Annotated in this window: 20 protein-coding genes and 1 pseudogene; 11 read left to right on the top strand and 10 right to left on the bottom strand. The window is 68.2% G+C overall.

Features of this window, described 5'->3' with window-relative positions; translation table 11 throughout:
• Position 1: 1 nt before the first annotated feature.
• Entirely contained in the window at positions 2–925 is a 924-nt protein-coding gene (locus AB0M15_RS25485; RefSeq protein ID WP_363823903.1) for an aminoglycoside phosphotransferase family protein, read from the bottom strand.
• Positions 926–949: 24 nt separating this feature from the next.
• On the opposite strand from AB0M15_RS25485, the gene AB0M15_RS25480 reads away from it, so the two are divergent.
• From AB0M15_RS25480 to AB0M15_RS25465, 4 genes are all read left to right on the top strand, one after another.
• Entirely contained in the window at positions 950–2593 is a 1644-nt protein-coding gene (locus tag AB0M15_RS25480; protein WP_363823901.1) for a glutamate--tRNA ligase family protein, read from the top strand.
• Between the two features lie 802 nt (positions 2594–3395).
• A complete protein-coding gene (locus AB0M15_RS25475) occupies positions 3396–4166 on the top strand; it encodes an enoyl-CoA hydratase/isomerase family protein (protein WP_363823899.1) in 771 nt (256 codons plus the stop codon).
• Positions 4167–4234: 68 nt separating this feature from the next.
• Positions 4235–6127 carry an ABC transporter ATP-binding protein gene (locus AB0M15_RS25470; RefSeq protein ID WP_363823897.1) on the top strand — a complete coding sequence of 631 codons (1893 nt, stop codon included), beginning with the start codon at positions 4235–4237 and terminating at the stop codon, positions 6125–6127.
• A gap of 55 nt (positions 6128–6182) precedes the next feature.
• Positions 6183–6359, top strand: coding sequence for a hypothetical protein (locus AB0M15_RS25465; protein ID WP_363823895.1), 177 nt, complete (start codon positions 6183–6185; stop codon positions 6357–6359).
• Here AB0M15_RS25465 and AB0M15_RS25460 read toward each other — a convergent pair.
• The gene (locus AB0M15_RS25460) at positions 6349–6576 is read right to left on the bottom strand and encodes a helix-turn-helix domain-containing protein (protein ID WP_363823893.1); all 228 of its coding nucleotides are present in this window, start codon (positions 6574–6576) and stop codon (positions 6349–6351) included. The two genes, AB0M15_RS25465 and AB0M15_RS25460, sit on opposite strands and share 11 nt — an antisense overlap.
• A 19-nt stretch (positions 6577–6595) precedes the next feature.
• Positions 6596–7084, bottom strand: a complete 489-nt coding sequence (locus AB0M15_RS25455) for a hypothetical protein (protein ID WP_343972272.1) — start codon at positions 7082–7084, stop codon at positions 6596–6598.
• Between the two features lie 81 nt (positions 7085–7165).
• Between AB0M15_RS25455 and AB0M15_RS25450 the strand changes: the two genes are divergently transcribed.
• On the top strand, positions 7166–8239 hold the full coding sequence (locus tag AB0M15_RS25450; RefSeq protein WP_363823890.1) for an ATP-dependent DNA ligase: 1074 nt from the start codon (positions 7166–7168) through the stop codon (positions 8237–8239).
• A gap of 49 nt (positions 8240–8288) precedes the next feature.
• Positions 8289–8840 carry a DUF1707 and FHA domain-containing protein gene (locus AB0M15_RS25445; RefSeq protein ID WP_363823889.1) on the top strand — a complete coding sequence of 184 codons (552 nt, stop codon included), beginning with the start codon at positions 8289–8291 and terminating at the stop codon, positions 8838–8840.
• Here AB0M15_RS25445 and AB0M15_RS25440 read toward each other — a convergent pair whose 3' ends face one another.
• Genes AB0M15_RS25440 through AB0M15_RS25430 form a run of 3 tightly spaced genes read right to left on the bottom strand, consistent with a single transcriptional unit; the run spans position 8841 to position 10975 of the window.
• Positions 8841–9563, bottom strand: a complete 723-nt coding sequence (locus tag AB0M15_RS25440) for a PIN domain-containing protein (RefSeq protein WP_363823888.1) — start codon at positions 9561–9563, stop codon at positions 8841–8843. It lies immediately after the preceding gene.
• A complete protein-coding gene (locus tag AB0M15_RS25435; RefSeq protein ID WP_363823886.1) occupies positions 9560–9982 on the bottom strand; it encodes a hypothetical protein in 423 nt (140 codons plus the stop codon). Before AB0M15_RS25435 ends, AB0M15_RS25440 begins: the two co-directional genes overlap by 4 nt.
• Positions 9983–10000: 18 nt before the next feature.
• Positions 10001–10975, bottom strand: a complete 975-nt coding sequence (locus AB0M15_RS25430) for a LysR family transcriptional regulator (protein WP_363823884.1) — start codon at positions 10973–10975, stop codon at positions 10001–10003.
• A gap of 225 nt (positions 10976–11200) precedes the next feature.
• Between AB0M15_RS25430 and AB0M15_RS25425 the strand changes: the two genes are divergently transcribed.
• Positions 11201–14518 (top strand): M28 family peptidase, encoded by a 3318-nt coding sequence (locus AB0M15_RS25425; RefSeq protein ID WP_363823883.1) that lies wholly within the window; start codon positions 11201–11203, stop codon positions 14516–14518.
• A gap of 68 nt (positions 14519–14586) precedes the next feature.
• Here the strand turns inward: AB0M15_RS25425 and AB0M15_RS25420 are convergent, their stop codons facing one another.
• Complete coding sequence (locus AB0M15_RS25420) at positions 14587–15408, bottom strand: MerR family transcriptional regulator (protein ID WP_363823881.1); 822 nt, start codon at positions 15406–15408, stop codon at positions 14587–14589.
• Positions 15409–15441: 33 nt separating this feature from the next.
• Positions 15442–16419, bottom strand: a complete 978-nt coding sequence (locus AB0M15_RS25415; RefSeq protein ID WP_363823880.1) for a zinc-binding dehydrogenase — start codon at positions 16417–16419, stop codon at positions 15442–15444.
• Positions 16420–16499: 80 nt separating this feature from the next.
• Between AB0M15_RS25415 and zapE the strand changes: the two genes are divergently transcribed.
• From zapE to AB0M15_RS25395, 4 genes are all read left to right on the top strand, one after another.
• Positions 16500–17528, top strand: a complete 1029-nt coding sequence (zapE, locus tag AB0M15_RS25410) for a cell division protein ZapE (protein ID WP_363823878.1) — start codon at positions 16500–16502, stop codon at positions 17526–17528.
• Between the two features lie 48 nt (positions 17529–17576).
• The gene (locus AB0M15_RS25405; protein ID WP_363823876.1) at positions 17577–18233 is read left to right on the top strand and encodes a hypothetical protein; all 657 of its coding nucleotides are present in this window, start codon (positions 17577–17579) and stop codon (positions 18231–18233) included.
• 35 nt (positions 18234–18268) lie between these two features.
• On the top strand, positions 18269–19144 hold the full coding sequence (locus AB0M15_RS25400) for a PPK2 family polyphosphate kinase (protein WP_363823874.1): 876 nt from the start codon (positions 18269–18271) through the stop codon (positions 19142–19144).
• Positions 19145–19279: 135 nt separating this feature from the next.
• Positions 19280–20161: a type IV toxin-antitoxin system AbiEi family antitoxin domain-containing protein gene (locus tag AB0M15_RS25395; protein ID WP_363823872.1), complete on the top strand. Its 882-nt coding sequence runs from the start codon at positions 19280–19282 to the stop codon at positions 20159–20161.
• A gap of 186 nt (positions 20162–20347) precedes the next feature.
• On the opposite strand, the gene AB0M15_RS25390 is transcribed toward AB0M15_RS25395, so the two are convergent.
• Positions 20348–21142 (bottom strand): sirohydrochlorin chelatase, encoded by a 795-nt coding sequence (locus AB0M15_RS25390; RefSeq protein WP_363823870.1) that lies wholly within the window; start codon positions 21140–21142, stop codon positions 20348–20350.
• Positions 21139–21723, bottom strand: a pseudogene (locus AB0M15_RS25385) (hypothetical protein); the annotation flags it as partial. The gene AB0M15_RS25390 and the pseudogene AB0M15_RS25385, both read right to left, overlap by 4 nt.

Here is a 21723-nt window from a genome sequence, read left to right as displayed (position 1 = left end):
GTCAGGCGAGCAGCGTCTCGAGGTCTGGGAGGCGGGCGTAGAGGTCGGGTAGTCCGTGGATGCCGTTGAGGGCGGACTCCTGGGAGAGGGCTAGGTCTGGGCCGGTGGTTGCCTCGACGGTGGATAGGCAGCGGAGGATGTTCCATCTGGTGTGGCCTAGCCAGCCGCTGATGAGGTAGGCGAACCAGCTTGGGCCTGGCGGTGGGAGCGTTCCGCAGGCTGCGGTGTAGCCGTTGAGGACTGAGCGGAAGATGGTGGGCTCGATGGTGTCGAGGCCGGGGCCCTTCGCGATGCTTAGGGCGGTCGATCCTAGTTCGCCGGACAGGTCGAGCAGGCCGGAGAGTTCCCAGTCGAGCAGTACCGGCCGGCCGTTTCGAGCGAGCAGGTTCCAGGGCTGGATGTCTTTGTGAGTCAGGACAACGGGGCCGGGCCGTTCGCAGGTGTCGACGAAATGGGCGATTGCGAGGAACGTCTCCACCTGGGAGGCGAGTTCGTCGGCCCACGGCTGGTTGGTCGCCGCTGCGCGCTGGGCGAGTACAGGCCAGTCCTGTGGTGTCGGTTCCTCGCTTGGGTCCTCGGCCCACTCGACGTCCAGGGCGTGGATGCGGGCGAGGAGCTCGCCGACCTCGAACGCGTACGCCTCCGACACCGGCGCTTCCGGGATCTTCTCGCCGTCGACCCAGCGGTGGACGAGCGTGTGCTGGTCGGCTGAGATCGGCTCCGGCATCGGGATGCCGGCGGCGAAGGCCGCGCGCTCCAGCCTGAAGACGTCCTCGACGCGGTAGGTCCAGCGACGATCGGCGAGGTTCAGTTCCTTCACCGCGAACGATCCCTGGTCGGTGTCGAGGCGGTACATCCGGTTGGCGAATCCACCGTGGACACGGGTCATCGGCCCGGTCGGCGTACCGAGATGGGAGAGATTCACCTGACGCACTCTAGGCTTGCGCGCATGGATGTCGATGCTCTTTTTCCCGCTGACCTGCCGGAACCGGCGTACTGGGAGGAGCAGTTCCCGCAGCGCGAGTTGCCGGACGGTGCGAAGGTCACGCGGCTTGGGCCGTCGCCGACCGGGTTCATCCACATCGGTGGCATCTACGTCGGGATGATCGACCGGGACATCGCGTCGAACACCGGCGGCGTGTACCTGGTCCGCGTCGAGGACACCGACCAGTCGCGGGAGGTGGAGGGCGCGCTCGAGCAGTTCGCCCGCGGGTTCGCCTACTTCGGCATCGAGTCCGACGAGGACGCGGGCCACGGTTCGTACGGTCCGTACCTGCAGTCGCAGCGTGAGCAGATCTACCTGAGCTTCGTGCGGCACCTGCTCCGGCAGGGCAAGGCGTACCTGTGCTTCGCCACCAAGGAGGAGCTCGCCGAGACGACTCAGCGTCAGCAGGCGGCCAAGGTTCCGAGCGGGTACTACGGCAGGTGGGCGATCTGGCGCGACGCACCGGTGGCTGACGTCGAGGCCAAGCTCGCCGAAGGCGCGGCGTACGTCGTCCGCTTCCGCGCGCCCGACGGTGCCGACGGGCAACGGGCATCGTTCGTGGACGCGATCCGCGGCCGGCTCGAGCACGAGGCGAACCGGAACGACGCGGTCATCCTGAAGTCGTCGGACCAGTCACCGCGGCTCCCGACGTACCACTTCGCGCACGCCGTCGACGATCACCTGATGCGGGTGAACCTGGTGATCCGCGGCGACGAGTGGATCTCGTCGGTACCGCTGCACCAGCAGCTGTTCGCGGCGCTGGAGTTCGAGCCGATCGAGTACGCGCACATCGCACCGCTGATGAAGCAGATCCCCGGCGGCAAACGAAAACTCTCCAAGCGCAAGGACCCCGAAGCCGGCGTCGACTTCTACATCGGCGAGGGCTTCCCGGCCGAGGTGGTCCTGTACTACCTCCGCGGCCTCGCAAACGGCCGACTGGCCGAGATCCCACTGCCCGAGGCGCTACAGGCACCGATCCACCTCGACCAGTGCGGCGTTGCCGGCCCGCTCGTCGACCTGGTCAAGCTCGAGGACATCAGCGCCAACCACATCGCGACGCTGACCGGCCAGCAGATCTTCGACGCCGTGCGGGTGTGGGCCACTGCCTACGACCCCGAACTAGTCACGGTCCTTGATAACTCGCCAGAGCTGGCACTCCGAGCTCTGGCCGTCGAGCGAGACGGCGTCGAGAACCCACGCAAAGACCTTCGGAAGTGGTCCGACTTCCGCCCCGAGTACGGCTTCTTCTTCCCTGAACTCTTCACCCCACTGACCGGCCCGACAGACGAGCGCCTGGCCGGCCTGAACGTCGCACCCGATGTCACCACAGCCTTCGCGTCGGAGCTGATCGCCGGCTATGAACACCTGGATGACCCGCAAGCCTGGTTCGCCCAGATCCGAGACCTGGCTGTGAAACAAGGCTTCGCTCCCAATGCCAAGGAGTACAAGAAGGCCCCCGAGGCCTTCCCCGGCTCGATCCGCGAGGCCTCCCAACTCGTCCGAGTAGCCATCACCGGCTCCACCCGCAGCCCCGACCTACACGCCACCACCCAGGCACTTGGCGCACCCGAAACCCTCCGCCGCCTTCAGGGTCTACTGGGCAGCTGACCCACGCCCACGCGCGGCTCCTCCGTCGCCGTGCTCCACACCCCCCCCCAGGCGAGTTGCTCCTCCGTCGCACCTCGGCTGCCGTGAAAGCAACCACACTGCGTGCGACCCCACTTCCACCAGGCAACTCGGAGCGGACTTGCCCGCTCGACCGATCGCTGTAGGCCGGAGCCGTTCCCCCAACGGGGCCGGCGTCGGCTCCCCGCAGCCACATAGCGCGAGGGCGCGTTGCCAACGTGCTCCTTGGAGCGAGCCAGCAGACAGGTGACCGCCAGCCCGAGCCTGCCGGCCGGCGACCCAGCCGGTGTGCGCCCAGAGCAGTCGTTCCGATGCCGCCGACGCAATCAGTCGCCGCACTCGCCTACTCTGCATACGACCCCGCTGCGTGACCTCCTCGGCGCTGGCCGGCCCGCAGCAGGTTCCTCGGACCACGCTGCTTTGTCCGAGCTGACGGGCGCATGCCAGGGCCGACGTGCCCTACAACTTCCAAGGGTTGTCCCAGCGTCGGGTTGTTCAGTGGCCAGCCAGCTCGAACGAGCCCGGTAGCAGCCGGCTCTCGCGCAGTGTGGGCGTGGGTGGGCTGCCCCGGCGCTCGCCGGCCTGTTCCGCGGCCAGCCCGCTCGAAGGAGCCCGGTAGCAACCTGGCTCCCACGCAGTTTGGGTGTTCTCGCGGCAGCCGAGGTGCGACGCAGGAGCGCCTCGGGTGGGGGGTGGGGAGCACGGCGACGGAGGAGCCGCGCGTGGGCGTGGATGCGACCAACGCCTCACGGACAGTTGAGTGCCGGTGACGTATGTTCCTGGCATGGCTGAACTTGGATTGCGGTTGTCGGTGGACGGGCCCGTGGCCCGGGTGGTGCTGGATCGGCCGGAGGTGCGGAATGCGCAGACTCCGGCGATGTGGGCCGCGCTGTCGGACTTCGGGGCTTCGTTGCCCGATGAGGTTCGGGTTGTCGTGGTGTCGGGGGAGGGGCAGTCATTTTCAGCCGGGCTGGATCGCAACCTGATGATGGGGGAGCCGGTCGATGGCCAGGAGCCGCTGCTCACCCTCGGGAAGAAGCCCGCGGACGAGTTGCAGGAGTTGATCTCGCATTTCCAAGGCGGGTTCTCTTGGCTGCGCAAGCCGGAGATCGTGAGCATCGCTGCGGTCCAGGGCCACGCGGTCGGGGCTGGGTTCCAGCTCGCGCTGGCTTGTGATCTGCGGGTGGTGACGCCGGACGCGAAGTTCAGCATGCGGGAGCCGGCGCTAGGACTGGTACCTGACCTGGGCGGGACGCAGCCGCTGGTGCAACTGGTCGGCTACTCGCGAGCGCTGGAGATCTGCGTGACGTCGCGCTGGGTCGAGGCGGCTGAGGCCAAGGAGATCGGCCTGGCGAACATCGTCGTACCGGCCGACGAACTGGCCGGCACAGTGAAGGACCTGTCAGAGGCGGTGTTGTCGCCGCTGGTCGGGGCAGTACGCGAGACCAAGGCATTGCTTTTGGGTGCGTCCGACCGTACGTACGAGGAGCAACTGAAAGCCGAGCGGGAGGCCCAGGCCCGGCGGCTTGCCGAGCTGATCGCGGCCTTTGGCTGAGTAGAGGGAAGCAACGGCTGACTTCAAGTGTTGTCAACGTTGACGAGTTGACTGTGGGGAGGGACCGGATGTCTGCAGGGATGCGCATGGGTGGCGGCGGCAGCGCGATGAGCTGGCGGCGGCAGGACGCGTCGGTGGTTGATCAGAAGCTGGCGAAGGGCACGCTGCGGCGCATCCTGCGGTTCGCGAAGCCGTTCAAGTGGCACATCACCGCGTTCCTCGCGCTGGTGATCACCTCGGCGTTCCTGGTGATCGCCTCCCCGCTGCTGTTCAAGAAGATCGTCGACGACGGCATCAGCAAGGGCAACGGCGGCCTGGTGACCGCCCTTGCCCTGATCGTCGCGCTGCTCGCGGTCTTCGACGCGGCCCTCGGCCTGATGCAGCGCTGGTTCTCCGCGCGCATCGGTGAGGGCTTGATCTTCGATCTCAGGACGCAGGTCTTCGCTCACGTCCAGCGGATGCCGGTCGCGTTCTTCACCAGGACGCAGACCGGCGCCCTGGTCTCCCGCCTCAACAACGACGTGATCGGCGCCCAGCAAGCGTTCACCTCGACCCTCTCCGGCGTCGTCTCGAACGTCATCAGTCTGATCCTCGTGGTCGGCGCAATGCTTCTCCTGAGCTGGCAGCTGACCGTCGTCGCGATCCTGCTCCTGCCCGTCTTCCTCCTTCCAGCCCGGTACCTCGGCCGCCGGCTCGCCGCGATGACCCGCGAGCAGATGACGCTCAACGCCGAGATGTCGACCGCGATGACCGAGCGCTTCTCTGTCGGCGGCGCACTCCTGGTGACGCTGTTCGGCAAGCCCGAACTGGAGAACGCGCAGTTCGCCGACAAGTCAGGCCGGGTCCGCGACCTCGGCATCCGGATCGCAATGCTGGGCCGGGTGTTCTTCACCGCGCTGACCCTGGTCGCCGCGCTCGCGACAGCACTCGTCTACGGCGTCGGCGGCAACCTCGCGGTACGCCAGACCCTGACCGTCGGCACCCTGCTGGCACTCGTCGCGCTGCTCGGCCGGCTCTACGGCCCGCTGACCGCGCTCTCCAACGTCCGCGTCGACGTGATGACCGCGCTGGTCTCCTTCGAGCGCGTCTTCGAGGTCCTCGACCTCGAGCCGATGATCAAGGACGCTCCGGACGCCAAGCCGCTGCCACCCGACGCGGCCTCGGTCACCTTCGACAAGGTTGCCTTCGGCTACCCGACCGCCGAAGAGGTCTCACTCGCCAGCCTCGAGTCCGTGGCCGTCCTCGACAAGCGGGTGAACGCGCAGGTCCTCGAAGACATCAGCTTCACGGTCGAGCCCGGCCAGATGTTCGCCCTGGTAGGCCCATCGGGCGCGGGCAAGACGACCATCACCAACCTGGTCGCCCGCCTGTACGACGTAACGGGAGGCGCGGTCCGGATCGGTGGCGAGGACGTCCGCGAGGTCACCCTGGAATCCCTCCACGACACCATCGGGTACGTGACGCAGGACGCCCACATGTTCCATGACACGATCCGCGCCAACCTCGCCTACGCCAAGACGGACGCCACCGAAGAGGAGATGGCCAACGCCCTCCGCTCGGCGCAAGTGTGGGATCTGGTGTCGTCCCTGCCCGACGGCCTGGACACAGTGGTCGGCGACCGTGGCCACCGGCTCTCCGGAGGCGAGCGGCAGCGCCTCGCGATCGCCCGGTTGTTGCTGAAGGCGCCGCACATCGTGGTACTGGACGAAGCGACCGCCCACCTCGACTCCGAGTCGGAGGTCGCCGTGCAGAAGGCGCTCGACACCGCGCTCGAGGGCCGGACCTCACTGGTCATCGCCCACCGCCTGTCGACGGTACGGAACGCGGACCAGATCCTGGTGGTTGACCACGGCAACATCGTCGAACGCGGGACGCACGAGCAACTGCTCGCCCTCGACGGCGAGTACGCCGACCTTTACCACACCCAGTTCGCCGAATCGGGCTCAGCCGCAGGCGTGTAACTGCCTGACAAGGTAGCGTTTGTACTGACGTGAGGTCGTCAGGGGAGTCCGCCACATGATCAAGTTCGCGCTCGTCCTAGGGGCCGGCTACACCGGCTACAAACTCGCGTACCACTCCGAGGACGGCCGGCACTACGGCAAGGTAGGCGAGCAAGGCCTCCGGGCCACCCTCTCCCTGGTCTTCGCCGCCCTGGCCGCCGGCTGCACCTACGCCGCCCTGCTCATCCACTGACCAGAGCCAGATGGCGCCGCACCGGCGCCGCGACGGACGGTCGCATCGCCAGCAGCATGCGCACCACGTCGTCACTGGTGAAACGCAGCTCGGAAGGCAGCGGCCCGGGCGTGCGCAGCGGCCTCACGGTCCCGGCCGCGACGTGCTTGTAGACGGCGTACACCGAGATCCGCAGCAGCTCCGCGACCTCGTCCGTCGTGTAGAGGGTTGGACTCACACCTGTCTAACGAAGCTGACTACTTTTCGTCTTGTTCCAGCAGATGAAGAACCGGTACGCCGAGATGCCGGCGGGCCGAATTGGTCCAGTCGAGGTGGAAGAACTCCGCCACGATGTGCGGCCGGGTGAGGATGATGACCTCCCGCCCGCCGACCTTGTCGACCGTGGCCGTCAGCGCGTCGATCGGCCGGTCATGCGAGATCCCGCCCTCGGCCTGCTGGCCGAGATCGCGCAGCCGCTGGATGCTGCGCCCGGTGCAGTCGGTCGCCTCGCTGTCGATCGCTTTCTGCGCCTCGGCGAGGTCGGCGCGCTGCTCGGTGAGTCCGGGTCCGTAGAGATCCGCCGTCCCGAGCGCGCTGATCGACGCCTCGACGCCGGCCTCGGCGTTGTGGCACGGCACGAGTACGTGGTACTTCACCGGCTCCGGCATGTCCTGGTGCAGCTCGACCACGCGCTGGGCATCGGGTTCGGTCAGTTCCTGCTCGACCAGCAGTACGACGTCGTACATCTCGGTACCTCCGGTTCGTACCAGTCGGTATTGGCTCCATCATGCCCCCGAAAGGAACCTGATGGGGGCAGAATGGCGGCCATGAAGCTCCCCGTGATGCCGCCGGTCCCGCCGATGCTGGCGAAGCCGATCAAGCAGATCCCGGACGGTAACGTCAGCTTCGAGCCGAAATGGGACGGTTTCCGCTCGATCATCTTCCGCGACGGCGACGAGGTGGAGATCGGCAGCCGGAACGAGAAGCCGATGACCCGGTACTTCCCGGAGCTGGTCGAGGCGATCAAGGCGAACCTGCCCGAGCGCTGCGTGATCGACGGCGAGATCGTCGTGGTCGGCGCGTCGGGGGACCGGCTCGACTTCGAAGTACTGCAGCAGCGGATCCATCCGGCCGCCTCCCGGGTCAAGATGCTGTCGGAGACGACGCCGGCCCGGTTCGTCGCGTTCGACCTGCTCGCACTGGGTGACACCGACTACACCGACCGGCCGTTCGCCGAGCGGCGGGAGGCGCTGGAGCAGGCGCTGGCCAAGTCCGCGGCGCCGATCCATCTGACCCGGACGACGACGGACAAGGCGACCGCGACGGAGTGGTTCCACCAGTTCGAGGGGGCCGGGCTGGACGGGGTGATCGCGAAGCCGCTCGACGGCCTGTACGAGCCGGACAAGCGGACGATGTTCAAGATCAAGCACGAGCGGACCGCGGACTGCGTCGTCGCGGGGTACCGGGTGCACAAGAGCGGCGACAACCGGATCGGGTCGCTGCTGCTCGGACTCTTCAACGCCGACGGCGTGCTCGCCAGCGTCGGCGTGATCGGCGCGTTCCCGATGGCTCGCCGCGAGGAGCTGTTCGTGGAGATGCAGGAGCTCGTCACCGACTTCGACGACCACCCGTGGGCCTGGGCGAAGCAGGAGGAGGGCAACCGGACACCCCGCAACGCGGAGGGCAGCCGGTGGCAGGCGGGCAAGGACCTCAGCTTCGTGCCGTTGCGGCCTGAGCGGGTGGTCGAGGTGAAGTACGACCACATGGAAGGGGTCCGCTTCCGTCACACGGCTCAGTTCGTGCGGTGGCGGGAGGACCGGACGCCGGAGTCGTGCACCTACGAGCAGTTGGAGGAGCCGATCAAGTTCGACCTGGCCGACGTACTGACTGCGCGCCCTTGAGGCGGAGCTGTGCTGGACAGGTGAACCCGGAGGCACGGACAATCCAGGCATGACGGCGGATCGGATCGAGCTGGCGCGTCCCTCGGACGCCGAGCGTGATCGGGCGCTGGCGATCCTGCGCGACGGGGCGGGCTCGGGGCGTCTCTCGCACGACACCTTCATCCGCCGGATGAACTTCGTACTCCGCGCGCAGAGCCGCCGCGAGCTGGCCAACGCGACCCACGACCTCCCCGGCACCGAGCCGCGCGTCGTCCAGTTGCTCAATCGCCTGCTGGCCCGCATCCCGCGGCTGACGATCACCCCGCGGGCAGCGGCGCCGTACGTCCGCCCGCAAGGTCTGGCGCTGCCGTCGCCGGACTCGCCCACGGTCCGCATCGGCCGCGGACCCGGCGCGACGCTGCGGGAGACCGACCTGTCCGTCTCCCGCTTCCACGCCGAGCTCCGCCACGTCGACGACGGCTGGCTGCTCCGCGACCTCGGCTCGATGAACGGCACCCACCTCAACGGCCTCCGCATCACCACCCCGGTCCGCGTCCGCCCAGGCGATCACGTCCGCTTCGGCGCCATCACCTACCGCCTGACCTGGACCGACCAGAGCTAATTAGCGCTCCTGGCCCGTGGACTTCTCGGGGCCGTCGGTGCCTGCCTTTCGGGCCTCGGGGGCGGCTGTGGGTGTGCTGACGGCCTGGCTGGCCGGTGCTGTGCCCTGGAGGGCCGCCTGGTTCGCCTTCGCGACCTGGAGGTTGGGGTGTGAGCCCTGCTTCTCCGGCGGGACCAGCGAGTTGAGCTTGTGCGCGAAGCCCTTCAGGTCCTGCTGGGTCGCCATCTTGTCGATCAGCTCAGGCATCGTCTGCGGCGCCCGCCGGTTGCGGTCGACCATCTTCTGCATCGCCCCGACCACCTCCCGCGGGTGGTCGTCCGCGAGCTGGTTCAGAAACTCCGACGTCCGCTCGACCTTCATCGCATGCGGACCAGTGGCCGGCGGATCGAAGTCCTTGGTGTTCTCCGTGACCAGCACGTCGGACTCGCCTTGAACAGCAGCGGCGAGCACGTGCTTGTCCTTCTCATCCGCCTGCATCTCCGGCGCCAGACCTTCGTACCCGGTCGTCATCGCGGCCGGGAACACCTTGTTCATCTGCGCGAACCGCTTGTTGACCTGCTCTTCGCTGACCCCCGGCGGACGGTTGCGCCCCGCCTCGTTCAGCACATCCTGCGACCACTGCGGCTGGTACAGACGCTCGGCCGCGAGCGACATCATGATGTCGGTGGTCAGCTGCCCGCGCAGGACGTTCGCGTCGAGGAATGCGCTCCGCGGATTCGTCATCGGTCACCGTCCTGCGGATCGTCCCACGGCTCTTCCTCGGCGAACGACTGGAGCATCTCGTTCCGCTCGGCGTCGAGCCGGGCGCTGAGAGCCAGTACGTCGGACAGCTGGACCCAGTCGACGTAGTCGGACGACCGGAACGGGATCTCGCCCTGACTCACCAGCAACCGGAGCTCCTTGCGCGGCATCAACGCCGCGTCGGCGGCCTCGTCGATCGGCAGCTCGTGCCGCAGCGCGGTGATCTGGACGGCGTAACCCTCACGAAGAGTCGCCTCGAGGTAGGCCATCGCCTCGTAGACCTTCAGCGGGATGTCGTGCCGCGCGCCGGACGGGTCGATCAGTGCGGGGCCGTTGGCAACCAAATTGCGGTCCTGCTCGGCGAGCAGGAACACCTTGGGCCGGCTTGGCGTGACGTCCATGCCAAGGATTCTAGGTGTTCATGGGGTGAGCACGGTCGGGTGCGCCCCCGGGTTGAGGGACCACCAGGGCCGGGTGGCGGCGTGGGTGGCGATGGTCTGGCGATAGACGTCGGTGAAGGCGCGGTGGATGAGGTCGACGTCCGTCTGCGGCGTGCTGTCGGCACGCCAGCGGAGGGCCCGGCGCCAGAGCAGCGGCGCCCCGGTGATCGGCAGGACGATCGTGTTCGGGATCTCGCGCACCGTCGGAGCACACAGACTGATACCGCGCCCCGCGCCGATCAGTTGCTCGATCTCGGACGTGTCGAGGTTGGCGTAGCGGAATTCCGGGGTGAATCCGGCCGACTCGCAGATGCTGCGGAGGTACGCGAGATCGCCGTCCTCCTTGCCCGCCGGCGGGCAGATCCAGATCTCTTCGGCGAGGTCGACCAAGTCGATGGTGTCCTTGCCCGCCAGCCGATGGTCGGCAGGAAGGGCGACCGCGAAGGGCTCGGGCCAGACCATCGTCTGCTCGCGGATCCCCGGCGGGCACGGTGGCGCATAGGCGTCATCACACCGCCCGAGCATCACCACGTCGACCACGTCGGCGGCCAGCAGATCAGTCAGTACGGCGCACGACGGATCGACCTGCGCCGCGATCTGGCGGCCCGGCAGCAGCTGTTCGAGTCGCGACAGCCAGGCCCCGAACATCACGGTACGGACCGCGCCGAGGCGTAGTACGGAGGAGGTGGACGTATAACGTCGACTGCTGCCGACGAGCTCGTCCATGTCGGCGAGCATCGCCCGGGCACGGCCGAGCACGTGCTTGCCGAGGGGCGTCGCGACCACGCCGGACGGGCCGCGTTCGAACAGAACGCCGCCGATCGCGTCCTCGATTCTGTGCAGCTGGGCGGTCAAAGACGGCTGGGAGACGCCCAGCGCGGCCGCGGCCTTGGAGACGCTGCCCGTGTCGGCGAGGCGGCAGACGACCCGCAGGTGGCGTAGTTCCAGCTCCATAGCGGTGAGGTTATGCCCTGCTGGGATAAGACAGCCATAACTCGCAGGTGTCAATCTCTTCCAACAGAGGAAGCCGGGAGTTCATCCACCTGCCCACGGAACTCTTGCGGCGCGCACGCCCACGTGCGTCATCAGGCATCCTCGCCCCCGCCATCGGCCGGCCGTGGATTGCAGCCCCCCGGCCCGTGGCGGGGGCTCCCGCCCCCTCAGTGAGGAAGTGTCCCAGTGAAGAGCACAGCCCTGCGCGTCGTCGCAGCCGGTTGCGTGCTGAGCCTGGCAGTAGCCGCCACCGCGGTGATCGCCATGAAGATGCCGTCGGCATCGGCTCAGCAAGACGCAGCACCACCGGCAAATCCGCGAGCCGCCGCGCTCAAGACGGCGGACCGCCTGGTCCAGGGCCGGGTCGCCGAACTCAAGGCGAGTCCGAGCGACCAGTTCGTCCGCCAGCAAGACATCAGCACGCCCTGGGGCCTGCAGTACGTGAGCTACCAGCGCACGTACCAGGACCTGCCCGTGATCGGTGGCGACTTCGTGGTCGCGACCGATGCCAAGGGCAACGCCAAGAGCCTGACCGTGGCTCAGCAGGACGTCATCACCGTCGACCGGCACCCGGTGGTCACCAAGGCCGCCGCCCAGAAGACGGCCCTGAAGGCCATCACCGACGGCAAGGCGGCTCCTGGTGAGCCGACGCTGGTCGTCTACGCCGGTACGAAGAAGCCGGTACTGGCCTGGGAAGCGATCGTGCAAGGCCGCAACCACGGCGAGCTGAGCCGGCAGAAGGTGTACGTCGACGCGCGCACCGGCAAGTTCCTGCAGGCGATCGAGCAGACCGCGGCCGGCACCGGTACCGGGATCTGGAACGGCTCGAACCTGACCATCGGCACCACCAAGTCGGGTACGACGTACTCGATGACCGACCCGGCCCGCCCGAACCTGCGGTGTGGCGACCAGTCGACCGGCAGCACCTATTCCGGTTCGGACGACGTGTGGGGCAGCACGTCGAAGACCGACAAGGAAGCCGGCTGCACCGATGTCATGTACGTCGCCGCCGGCGAGTGGGACATGCTGAAGAACTGGTACGGCCGCAACGGGCTCGACGGCAACGGCAAGTGGGCCGACGCGCTCGTCGGGCTCGGCGACGTCAACGCGTACTGGGGTTCGCAGTACAACTCCGACGGTGTCGTCTTCGGGTACAACAACGCGCGCAACTGGATCACCGCGACGGACGTGGTCGCCCACGAGTACGGGCACGGCCTGGACGCGATGACACCGGGCGGCATCTCCGGCTACCCGTCGCAGGAAGCCGTCGCCGACATCTGGGGCACGCTGAGCGAGTTCTATCTGAACAACTCCAACGACGCGCCGGACTACGAGATTGGCGAGACGATCAACCTGACCGGCAGCGGCCCGATCCGGTACATGTACAAGCCGTCGAAGGTCTCTGGGCACCCGGACTGCAACTCCAGCAGTCTGCCGAGCGAGATCCACGCGTCGGCCGGCCCGATGAACCACTGGTTCTACCTGCTTGCCGAGGGCACCAATCCGAGCAACGGCCAGCCGGTGAGCCCGACCTGCAACAACACCACGCTGACCGGCATCGGGCACCAGGAAGCCGGCAAGCTGTTCTACAACTCGATGCTGATCAAGACGTCGAACATGTCCTACGGCAAGTGGCGTTCGACCACGCTCACCGCTGCCAAGAACCTGGACAGCAGCTGCGCGTTGCACGCGAAGGTAAAGGCCGCTTGGGATGCCGTCTCCGTCGGCGCCCAGTCCGGGGAAGCGACCTGTACTCCGAGCGGCAACGACTTCACCCTCTCCGTGTCACCGGCCAGCGGGTCGGTCAAGCCGGGAGAGAGCGCGACCGCCACGGTCAACACCGTGATCGGCAGCGGCTCGGCCCAGACCGTCCGGTTCACCGCGACCGGGCTGCCGAGCGGCGCGACCGCGACCTTCGACCCGAGCTCGGTCCAGTCGGGCAACTCGTCGACCCTCAAGATCGCCACCACGTCGAGCACGCCCGACGGCGCGTACAACGTGACGATCACCGGTGACGGCACGGACGTGGACAAGACCGCGACGTACCGGCTCACCGTCGGCGGTTCCACCCCGCCCGCCGGCGTACCGGACATCGACGTGGAGAAGGTCAAGGCACACCTGGCCGCGCTGCAGCAGGCGGCCGACAACAACGGCGGCAACCGCCGGGCCGGGAGCGCGGGCCACACCGCGTCGGTCAGCTACCTCGAGCAGAAGCTGCGCGACGCCGGCTACACGGTCGTCAAGCAACGCTGCACGAGCTGCCAGTACCCGTCCGACAACCTGATCGCGGACTTGCCGGGTGGTGACGCCAACCAGGTCGTCATGCTCGGCGCGCACCTCGACAGCGTCAGCGCGGGCCCCGGCAGCAACGACAACGGCTCGGGATCAGCCACCATCCTGGAGGTCGCGCTGCGGCTCGCCCAGGACAAGGCGACGCTGGCCAAGCACGTCCGGTTCGGCTGGTGGACCGACGAGGAGCAGGGCCTGAACGGCTCCGAGTTCTACGTCGGCCAGCTGTCCTCGACCGACAAGTCGAAGATCAAGGCGTACTTCAACTTCGACATGGTCGCCTCGACCAACGCCGGCTACTTCGTCAACAACATCACCACCGAGACCGGCAAGGTGCTGAAGGCCTACTACGACGGCCTGAACCTGCAGCCGGAGGAGAACCAGGAAGGTGTCGGCCGGTCCGACGACGCCTCCTTCAAGAACGCGGGTATCCCGACCAGCGGCGTGGCCGCCGGTGCCAGTGCCCGCAAGACCACCGCTCAGGCACAGAAGTGGGGCGGAACGGCCAACCAGGCCTACGACTCCTGCTACCACTCGGCCTGCGACAAGTACCCGTCGAACATCTCCTCGACGGTGCTGGACCGGAGCGCGGACGCCGCGGCGTACGGGCTGTGGAAGCTGGCAGTCGGCGGTGCCCCGCCGACCGGTAGCGACTTCTCGCTCTCGCTGAGCCCCACCTCGGGGTCGGTTGCCCCGGGCACCTCGGTGCAGACGACGGTCGGTACTACGACCAGCAGCGGCGACCCGCAGTCGGTGCAACTGTCGGCCAGCGGTCTGCCGTCGGGTGCGACCGCATCCTTCTCGCCGTCGACGGTGACGTCGGGCAGCTCCTCCACGCTCACTCTGGCGACGTCGGCCACAACGCCGGCCGGGACGTACCAGGTGGTCGTGAAGGGGACGGGTGCGGTCAGCCACTCGGCGACGTACAGCCTGACGGTGACGGGGTCCTCGACGGGCACCGTGACCGTACAGAACCCGGGCAGCCAGTACGGGTTCGTTGGCTGGTCGGCCTTCCCACTGCAGATCCGGGCCACCTCGAGCGCCGGCCTGCCGATCACCTTCCGAGCGACAGGCCTTCCTGCGGGCTTGTCCATCAGCGCGGCCGGAGTGGTGTCAGGTACGCCGACGACCCGCGGCTCTTACACGGCGACAGTGACTGCGACCGACAGTGGCGGGGCGACAGGTAGCGCCACCTTCGGTTACACGATCTGGTAACGAGCCAACGCGGCAGGCACCCCGGACCGTCCACCAGGCGGCCCGGGGTGCTCTGCGTCGTGCTCGGGTCAGGGCTTGGTGACCTCGATCTGGAACTCGTGCACCCATTTGGACTGGTCGTCCGGGTCGAAGGCCAGGCAGACCTCCCGGGCGTAGCCGACGCTGCGGTAGCCGCCGTCGTCGATCCAGCGGGCGAGGATCTGCATGCTCTGGTCGGCGTCGTCCATCGAGCCCTGGTGGACGATCGTCGCGGCGGTCGCCAGCTCCGGCAGATCGACGACCTGGAAGTCGCCGTCGGCGGTCTGCTCCGGCTTGACGGTCACGGCGGCGTGCACGACGACCGCCTCGCCGTCGGTCTTCTCGTAGTACGCGACCGGCGGACCGTCCGGCTGGACGCTCGCTGCGCCCAGCCGCTCCCAGATCTGGCCGTACAGCGGCTGGATGACCGGTGTGATGTCGGGTCCGTCGTAGCTCGCCGCCACGGCCGACAGCTCGGCGACGCGGACGGACGGGATCGTCTTCAGGACGACGTCGTCAGTGGACATGTGCCCCTCCTTCTCGATGATCCGGAGCCTCGCCTCGACCGCGTCGAGCCGGATCGCGTCCTCGGCCAGTCGTTCCGCCAGTTGCGCGCGGCGGAGCCGGAGCATGCCGCGCAGCTCCTCGGGCCCGAGCTTCTCGTCGACGATGGCGCCGACCTGCTGGAGGGTGAAGCCGAGTTCCTTGAGCGCGACGATCCGGTTCAGCCTGCGCAGCTGGTCGGCGGTGTAGTACCGGTAGCCGGTGGCGTTGTCGACGCCGGCCGGACGCAGCAGGCCGATCGCGTCGTAGTGCCGCAGCATCCGCGCCGACACCCGCCCGAAGGCGGCGAAGTCTCCGATGGTGAACATGACTCAACGGTGAGGCTTGACACGGTGTGAAGGTCAAGCGGGGATCAACACGACTTTCCCGACGGTCTCGCGATTCTCCAGCGCACGGTGGGCGTCGGCAGCCTTGGACAGCGGGTACTTCGTGAGCAAGGGAGTCCAGTTGCCCTCGATCGACTGCTTCAGTGCTTCGGCCTCCAGCGCGCGCAGTTTGCGCATGAGCTTCGGGCCGATCGCCCAGGTGGCGGTGAGGCCGCGCGCCATCAGGTCGTCCGTCGTGACCTGGATCGGGCCGCCGCCGGACCAGCCGAACATGAGCAGCCGGCCGCCGATGCCGAGCAGCTCGAAGGCCCGCTGCCCGTTCTCACCGGCCACGCCGTCCAGTACTACGGTCAGCTCGCGCTCGTCGAGTTGCTTTGTGACCTGCTCCGGCCAGTCGTCGGCTGTGTAGTCGATCGCGATCTGGGCGCCGAGGTCGTGCACCTGCTCGACCTTCTCCGGTCCACCGGCGAGGCCGATGGTCAGGGCCCCGGCGTTGCGAGCCGCTTGGACGAAGAGGCTGCCCATGCCGCCCGCCGCTGCGGTGATCAGGACGGCGTCTGTTGGCTGCAGCGCTGCCTGCTCGAGGATGCCTGCCGCCGTTCGCCCGGTGCCGATGGTGGCGACCGCCGTTGGACTGTCCAGGTGGTCAGGGATCTCGTGCAGCGACTGCACCTTCGCCACCGCCAGGTCGGCGTACCCACCCGGGTTCGCGCCGAGGTGGACGACCACACGCTTGCCGATCCAGGACTTGGCCACGCCTGGACCTACCGCGTCGACCCGGCCCGCGATCTCACGGCCGGGGATCGTCGGCAGTTCCGGCGGGGCGATCGGTCCACCACCGGCGTTGCCCGCGCGGAGCACGGTGTCCACCAGGTGCACACCGGCCGCTTCGACCTGGATCCGCACCTGCCCATGCTCGGCTTCCGGGTCCGGTACTTCCTCATAGGTCAGGTTCTCGGCGGGACCGAACTCGTGCAGCCGTACCGCGTGCATCGGATCTCCTCACTGGGGGTCGTTGCCGCGAAGCTATGACCTCAAGCGGAGTTGAGGTCAACTCTTTGTAGGGTGAGGGCATGCCGATCCGACTCAGCGAGCGCCGGCCGGAGGTGAGTCCGGACCGGTTGCTGTCCGAGTGCGTGCCACCGCCGCGCTTCGCCGACGTCCGCTTCGACACCTACCGCCCCAACCCTGCCGAGCCGAGCCAGGCGGAGGCCCTGGCGGTACTGCGCCAGCGCGGGCTGGCCTTGGCGGAACCGCGCAGGGAGCGCTCTCTGTGGGCCCGGCTGCGCGGGGCGAAAGCGCTCTCCGCCGGCAAGCCCGGGTTCTATCTCGACGGTGGATTCGGCGTCGGCAAGACCCATCTGCTCGCGTCGCTGTGGCACGAGTCGGCCGGCCCGAAGATGTACTGCACCTTCGTGGAGCTGACGAACCTGGTCGGGGCGTTGGGGATGCGTTCGGCGGTCGAGGCGCTTTCGGCGTACCGGCTGATCTGTATCGACGAGTTCGAGCTGGATGATCCGGGCGACACGGTGTTGATCTCGCGGTTGCTCGGGCAACTGGTCGAGGCCGGGGTCGAGCTGGCGGCGACGTCGAACATACTGCCGGACAAGCTGGGGGAGGGACGCTTCCAGGCGACGGACTTCCTGCGGGAGATCCAGGGGCTGGCGGCGCATTTCGACGTACGGCGGATCGACGGGCCGGACTATCGGCATCGTGGACTGCCGGTCGCTCCTGAGCCCTGGGCGGACGAGCGGGTGGAGCAGACTGCGGCCTCGATTCCTGGCGCGTCGTGCGATCACTTCGTGGATCTCTATCAGCAGCTGGCTGAGCTGCATCCGAGCAAGTACGGCGCGCTGCTCGACGAGGTGACCACGGTCGGCATCACGGACATCCGGGAGCTGACCGACGAGAACGTCGCGCTGCGGCTCGTGGTGCTCGCGGACCGGATGTGCGACCGTGACATCCCGCTGCTGGCCGGGGGAGTGCCGCTCGACCGGATGTTCACGCCCGAGATGCTCAAGGGTGGTTATCGGAAGAAGTACCTGCGAGCGCTCTCTCGGCTGATCGCGCTCGCCCATGTCGGGATGGCCCCGGCGAGTTGAGTGGTCTTACTCACGCTTGGTGGGCCGGTGCCGTGGTTCGCTGAGGACATGACTTCACAAGAGCAGCGATCGCTTCCCTCGCCGGTGGTGGGTGGTCTCGGGTTGCTGGGCCTGGGGATCGTCCTGCTCGGCGTCGGCGGCTTCGTGCGGTTCCATGACAGCTCGGGGTCCGGCAGCGATCGGTGGATCCTGCCGCTCGGGTTCCTGGCGGCGCTGCTCGCTGCCGGCGGGGTCGGTATCGCCTTCGTGAGTACTCAGTCGAGGCGGTGGGTCGGGGGCGCGCTGGTGTTGCTGGACGTCGTACTGGTCTGGCAGAGCGCGGTGAACGACGGCTTCCGGTTCATCTGGATGGCTGATGAGGGTGAACTCATCCTGCTGGAGATTGCGATCGGGCTGCTCGGGCTGGTGCTGCTCGCCTTGTCCATCCAGTTGCCGGCCCCGGTCGCCGGTGGTTCGAATTGGTTGGTGCGTGGAGCCCTGTATCTGTCCAGCGTCGTGGCCGCGGTGATCATCGGGTTCTTCATCGGTGTGCGGGGGTACGAGGCGAAGTACTGCGGCGTGGGCGAGGGGTGTGACCCCGACGATCTGACCGGCCTGGGCTGGGGCGTGACCGGGAGCCTGATCGCGTTGGCCGTGGGGGTGGTCGCCATCGTCGTCGCCGAGGTGGTCCTGCGGCAGCAGCGCAAGGTCGGTACGCCTGCCTGAGCCGATCCCGGCTGTTGATGAGGCAGGATGGGCGGATGGCGAAGAAGAAGGCTCCCAAGCCGGACGACGTGGCGGGTGGCAGGCTGCTGGACCAGTTGCGGGTGCCGCAGGGTCCGGTCGATCTGAGCGCCTGGGACACGAAGGCGACGACCGGGTTCACCGGTAGCAAGGACGAAGGCAAGCTCGCGCTGGACGCGATCGGGCCCGAGGTCTCCGACTGGCAGGAACGGCTGTTCGCCGAGGGACGCAAGGGCGGCGAACAGCGGATCCTGCTGGTCCTGCAGGGGATGGACACGTCCGGCAAGGGCGGCGTGATCCGGCACGGCGCGGGGTTGATGGACCCGCAGGGGCTGAAGATCACCTCGTTCAAGGCGCCGACTCCGGCGGAGAAGCGGCGCGGGTTCCTCTGGCGGATCCGCCAGGCGCTGCCCGGTCCCGGCATCATCGGCATCTTCGACCGGTCGCACTACGAGGACGTACTGATCGCCCGCGTCCGCAACCTGGTCGCACCGCCGGTCTGGAACCGCCGCTACGAGCAGATCAACGAGTTCGAGGCCGAACTGGCCGCGAGCGGCGTCACGGTGGTCAAGTGCTTCCTGCACATCTCCGAGGACGAGCAGAAGGCCCGCCTCGCCGAGCGCCTCGACAACCCGACGAAGTACTGGAAGTACAACCCCGGCGACGTCGACGAACGCGAACTCTGGCCCGCGTACGCCGAGGCCTACCAAGCAGCCCTCGAAAACTGCAACAACCCCGAGACGCCCTGGTACGTCATCCCCAGCGACCGCAAGTGGTACCGCAACTGGGCCGTCACCACCCTCCTCCTCGAAACGCTGAAAGACATCAACCCGGAATGGCCGAAACCCGACTTCGACATCGAAGCCGAAAAGGCCCGCCTCGCTGCGACCTGACCGCCCACGCACGCACAACTGCCTGATCGCCCGACGGCTGAGCGGGCGGACCGGGCTGACTCTGGAGTTGTGCGTGCGTGCGGGACCTGTGGACAACTCAGAACAGCCGCGCTCCGAATCCGTCAGACTCCCTCCATGGCGGACGTCGTGGAGATCCTCCAGCGCGCCGGCGGTACCGTCCGGTACGCCGATCTGGCGGCCCTCACCTCAGGGCGATCGATCCGCCGCGCTCTCGAGCGCGACGAGATCACTCGAGTCGCGAAGGGCGTCTACGCCCTCCCGACCGAGCCGTCGGACCTGACCGTGGCGCTCGCCAACGGTGGCGTGCTGTCCCGGCAGAGCGCGGCACTCCACCATGGACTCCAGGTGGTGACGCGACCACTGGTCCCGCACGTCACGATCAGCCGCACTCAGCGCCCGCGCGAGACAGAGCTGGATTGCGTGCTCCACCGCTCCAATGAGCTGGCGGACGGCAACGCCACCCCGCCGCTCCGGACAGTGCTCGACTGCGCCAGACATCTCCCGTTCGGGGAGGCGCTGGCCATCGCGGACTCCGCTCTACGACTGAAGAAGGTCGAGCCGGCCGCCTTGACCGAGGAGGCGGGTGCGTCTCGGGGACCAGGGCGGGCCGCCGTACTGCGGGTGGCCGCGGCGGCCGACGAGCGTGCGGAGTCGGCGCTCGAGTCGATGCTCAGGGCAAGGGTGCTGGAGGCGGGCTTCACCGGTTTCGTACCGCAGTACCGGATCAGGGATCGGTCGTTCTACGCGCGGGTCGATCTCGCCGACCCGTTGCTGCGGATCGTGCTGGAGGCCGACAGCTTCGCTCATCACGGCACCCGCCAAGCCCTCCGCAAGGACTGCCGCCGGTACGTCGAACTGGCGATGCGCGGCTGGACCCTGCTGCGCTACTCCTGGGAAGACGTGATCCTCGACCACTCCTGGGTCGGCACCTCACTCAACGCGCTGACCGCCCGCCCCACGCAGGTGCCCCCCACCGCGACCCACCTCGCCGCCTGACCCACCCCGCCGCCTCGCCGTTGCCCCGGTATCGCCACGCACGCATAACCTCCGCGGGCGGCCACGACAGGCCGCGGAGAGCGCTTGCTGGGTGGAGTTGTGCGTGCGTGGCGGTCCGAGTTGCCGCTAGGTGAGACGGCAGAACCCCGCCGGGGAAGGTTCCGGCGGGGTTCTGTGTCTGCTGGCTCAGGCGGTACGCACCAGCTCCGGGCGGAGCAGGGTGGGGCGTGGGGCGGGGGCCAGGGTGAGGAGGTCTAGGCCGGCTACGCCGTAGCGGAGTAGGACTAGGCGGGCTACTTCGGCGCTGACGCCTAGGGGGCGGGAGACGGCGACTGCGCCGGCCTTGCGGGACATCTCTTCGGCTCGGTCTGGGAGGACGCCGGGGGCTAGGAAGAAGGAGCCGACTGCTACGTGGCGGCGGCCCTCCAGGCGCCATTGGAGGACGGCTTCGGCGGGGCTCGGGGTGGCTGCCGTGGTGAAGGCGGCGGTTACCGGGAGCTTGTGGCGTTGGCCCCAGAGCCGGGCGAGCCGGGTGACGGCTGCGTTGGCCTGGGCGTCGCTGGAGCCGGCGCAGGCGAGGACGAGGGCGTCGAGTTCACGCACCCGGCCGTCCTTCAGTTCGGCGCGCATCCGGCGGTCGAGGACGTCGAGCAGCGTGTCGTCGTACCCGAGCACGTCGGAGGCGATGATCCGCAGATCCGGGAACCGGCTGCGCGCCTCGTCGATGACGGCCGGGATGTCGGTCCGCGCGTGGAACGCGGTCGAGAGCAGCAACGGCAACACCACGACCTCCTCGACGCCCTCGGCGGCGAGTTTCCCGATCACCTGGTACGGCGTCGGCGGGCAGTGGTCGAGGAAGGAGGCTTCGATCCGCAGGTCGTCCCGCATCTCGCGCAGGCAGGCCACGAGCGAGTGGACGGTGGCGGCCGATCGCGGATCGCGGCTGCCGTGGGCGAGGACTACGAGCGCTGGTGCGGTCACAGCAGTTCCCCTTCTTCGTCGTCGATCATTCCGGCCGCCAGTGTCCACCCGTCGTGGGCGTCGATCAGCAGGAACGATCCGGTGGTGTTGTTGCTGGAGTACGGGTCGGCGGCGAGTGGTGCGGCGATTTTGAGCTGTACCTTGCCGATGTCGTTGAGTTCGAGTCCGGTGGCCGGCAAAACGCAGAGCGTGCCTGTGCCACTGACATCGAGCGCGCCGTTGATTTTGGTGACGATGGCCTGGGCGGTGGTGGTGGTGTGCTTGATCAGCAGCCGGGCCCCTACGGTCAGCGGGCGTTCCGACAGCCAGCACAGGGTGGCCGATAGTTCCCGGCGGGTGCCGGGGGAGGAGTCGGCCGAGACGATGACCGAGCCGCGGGCGACGTCGAGGTCGTCGGCGAGCCGGACGGTGACGGCTTCGCCGGCGACCGCGGATGGCCGTTCGGCGACCGCGGTACCGGTGGCGCTGATGACTGCGCGGTCGATGCCGGCGACCGACGTGCGCCGGCCTGCCGGCAGTACGATCACCTGGTCGCCGACGGACACGGTGCCCGAGGCGACGGTTCCGGTGTAGCCGCGGTA

The sequence above is a fragment of the Kribbella sp. NPDC051718 genome, assembly GCF_040681515.1.
GTDB lineage: Bacteria > Actinomycetota > Actinomycetes > Propionibacteriales > Kribbellaceae > Kribbella.
Note: the sequence above shows the minus strand (reverse complement) of the source record. Positions and strands in the feature narration are given on the sequence as shown.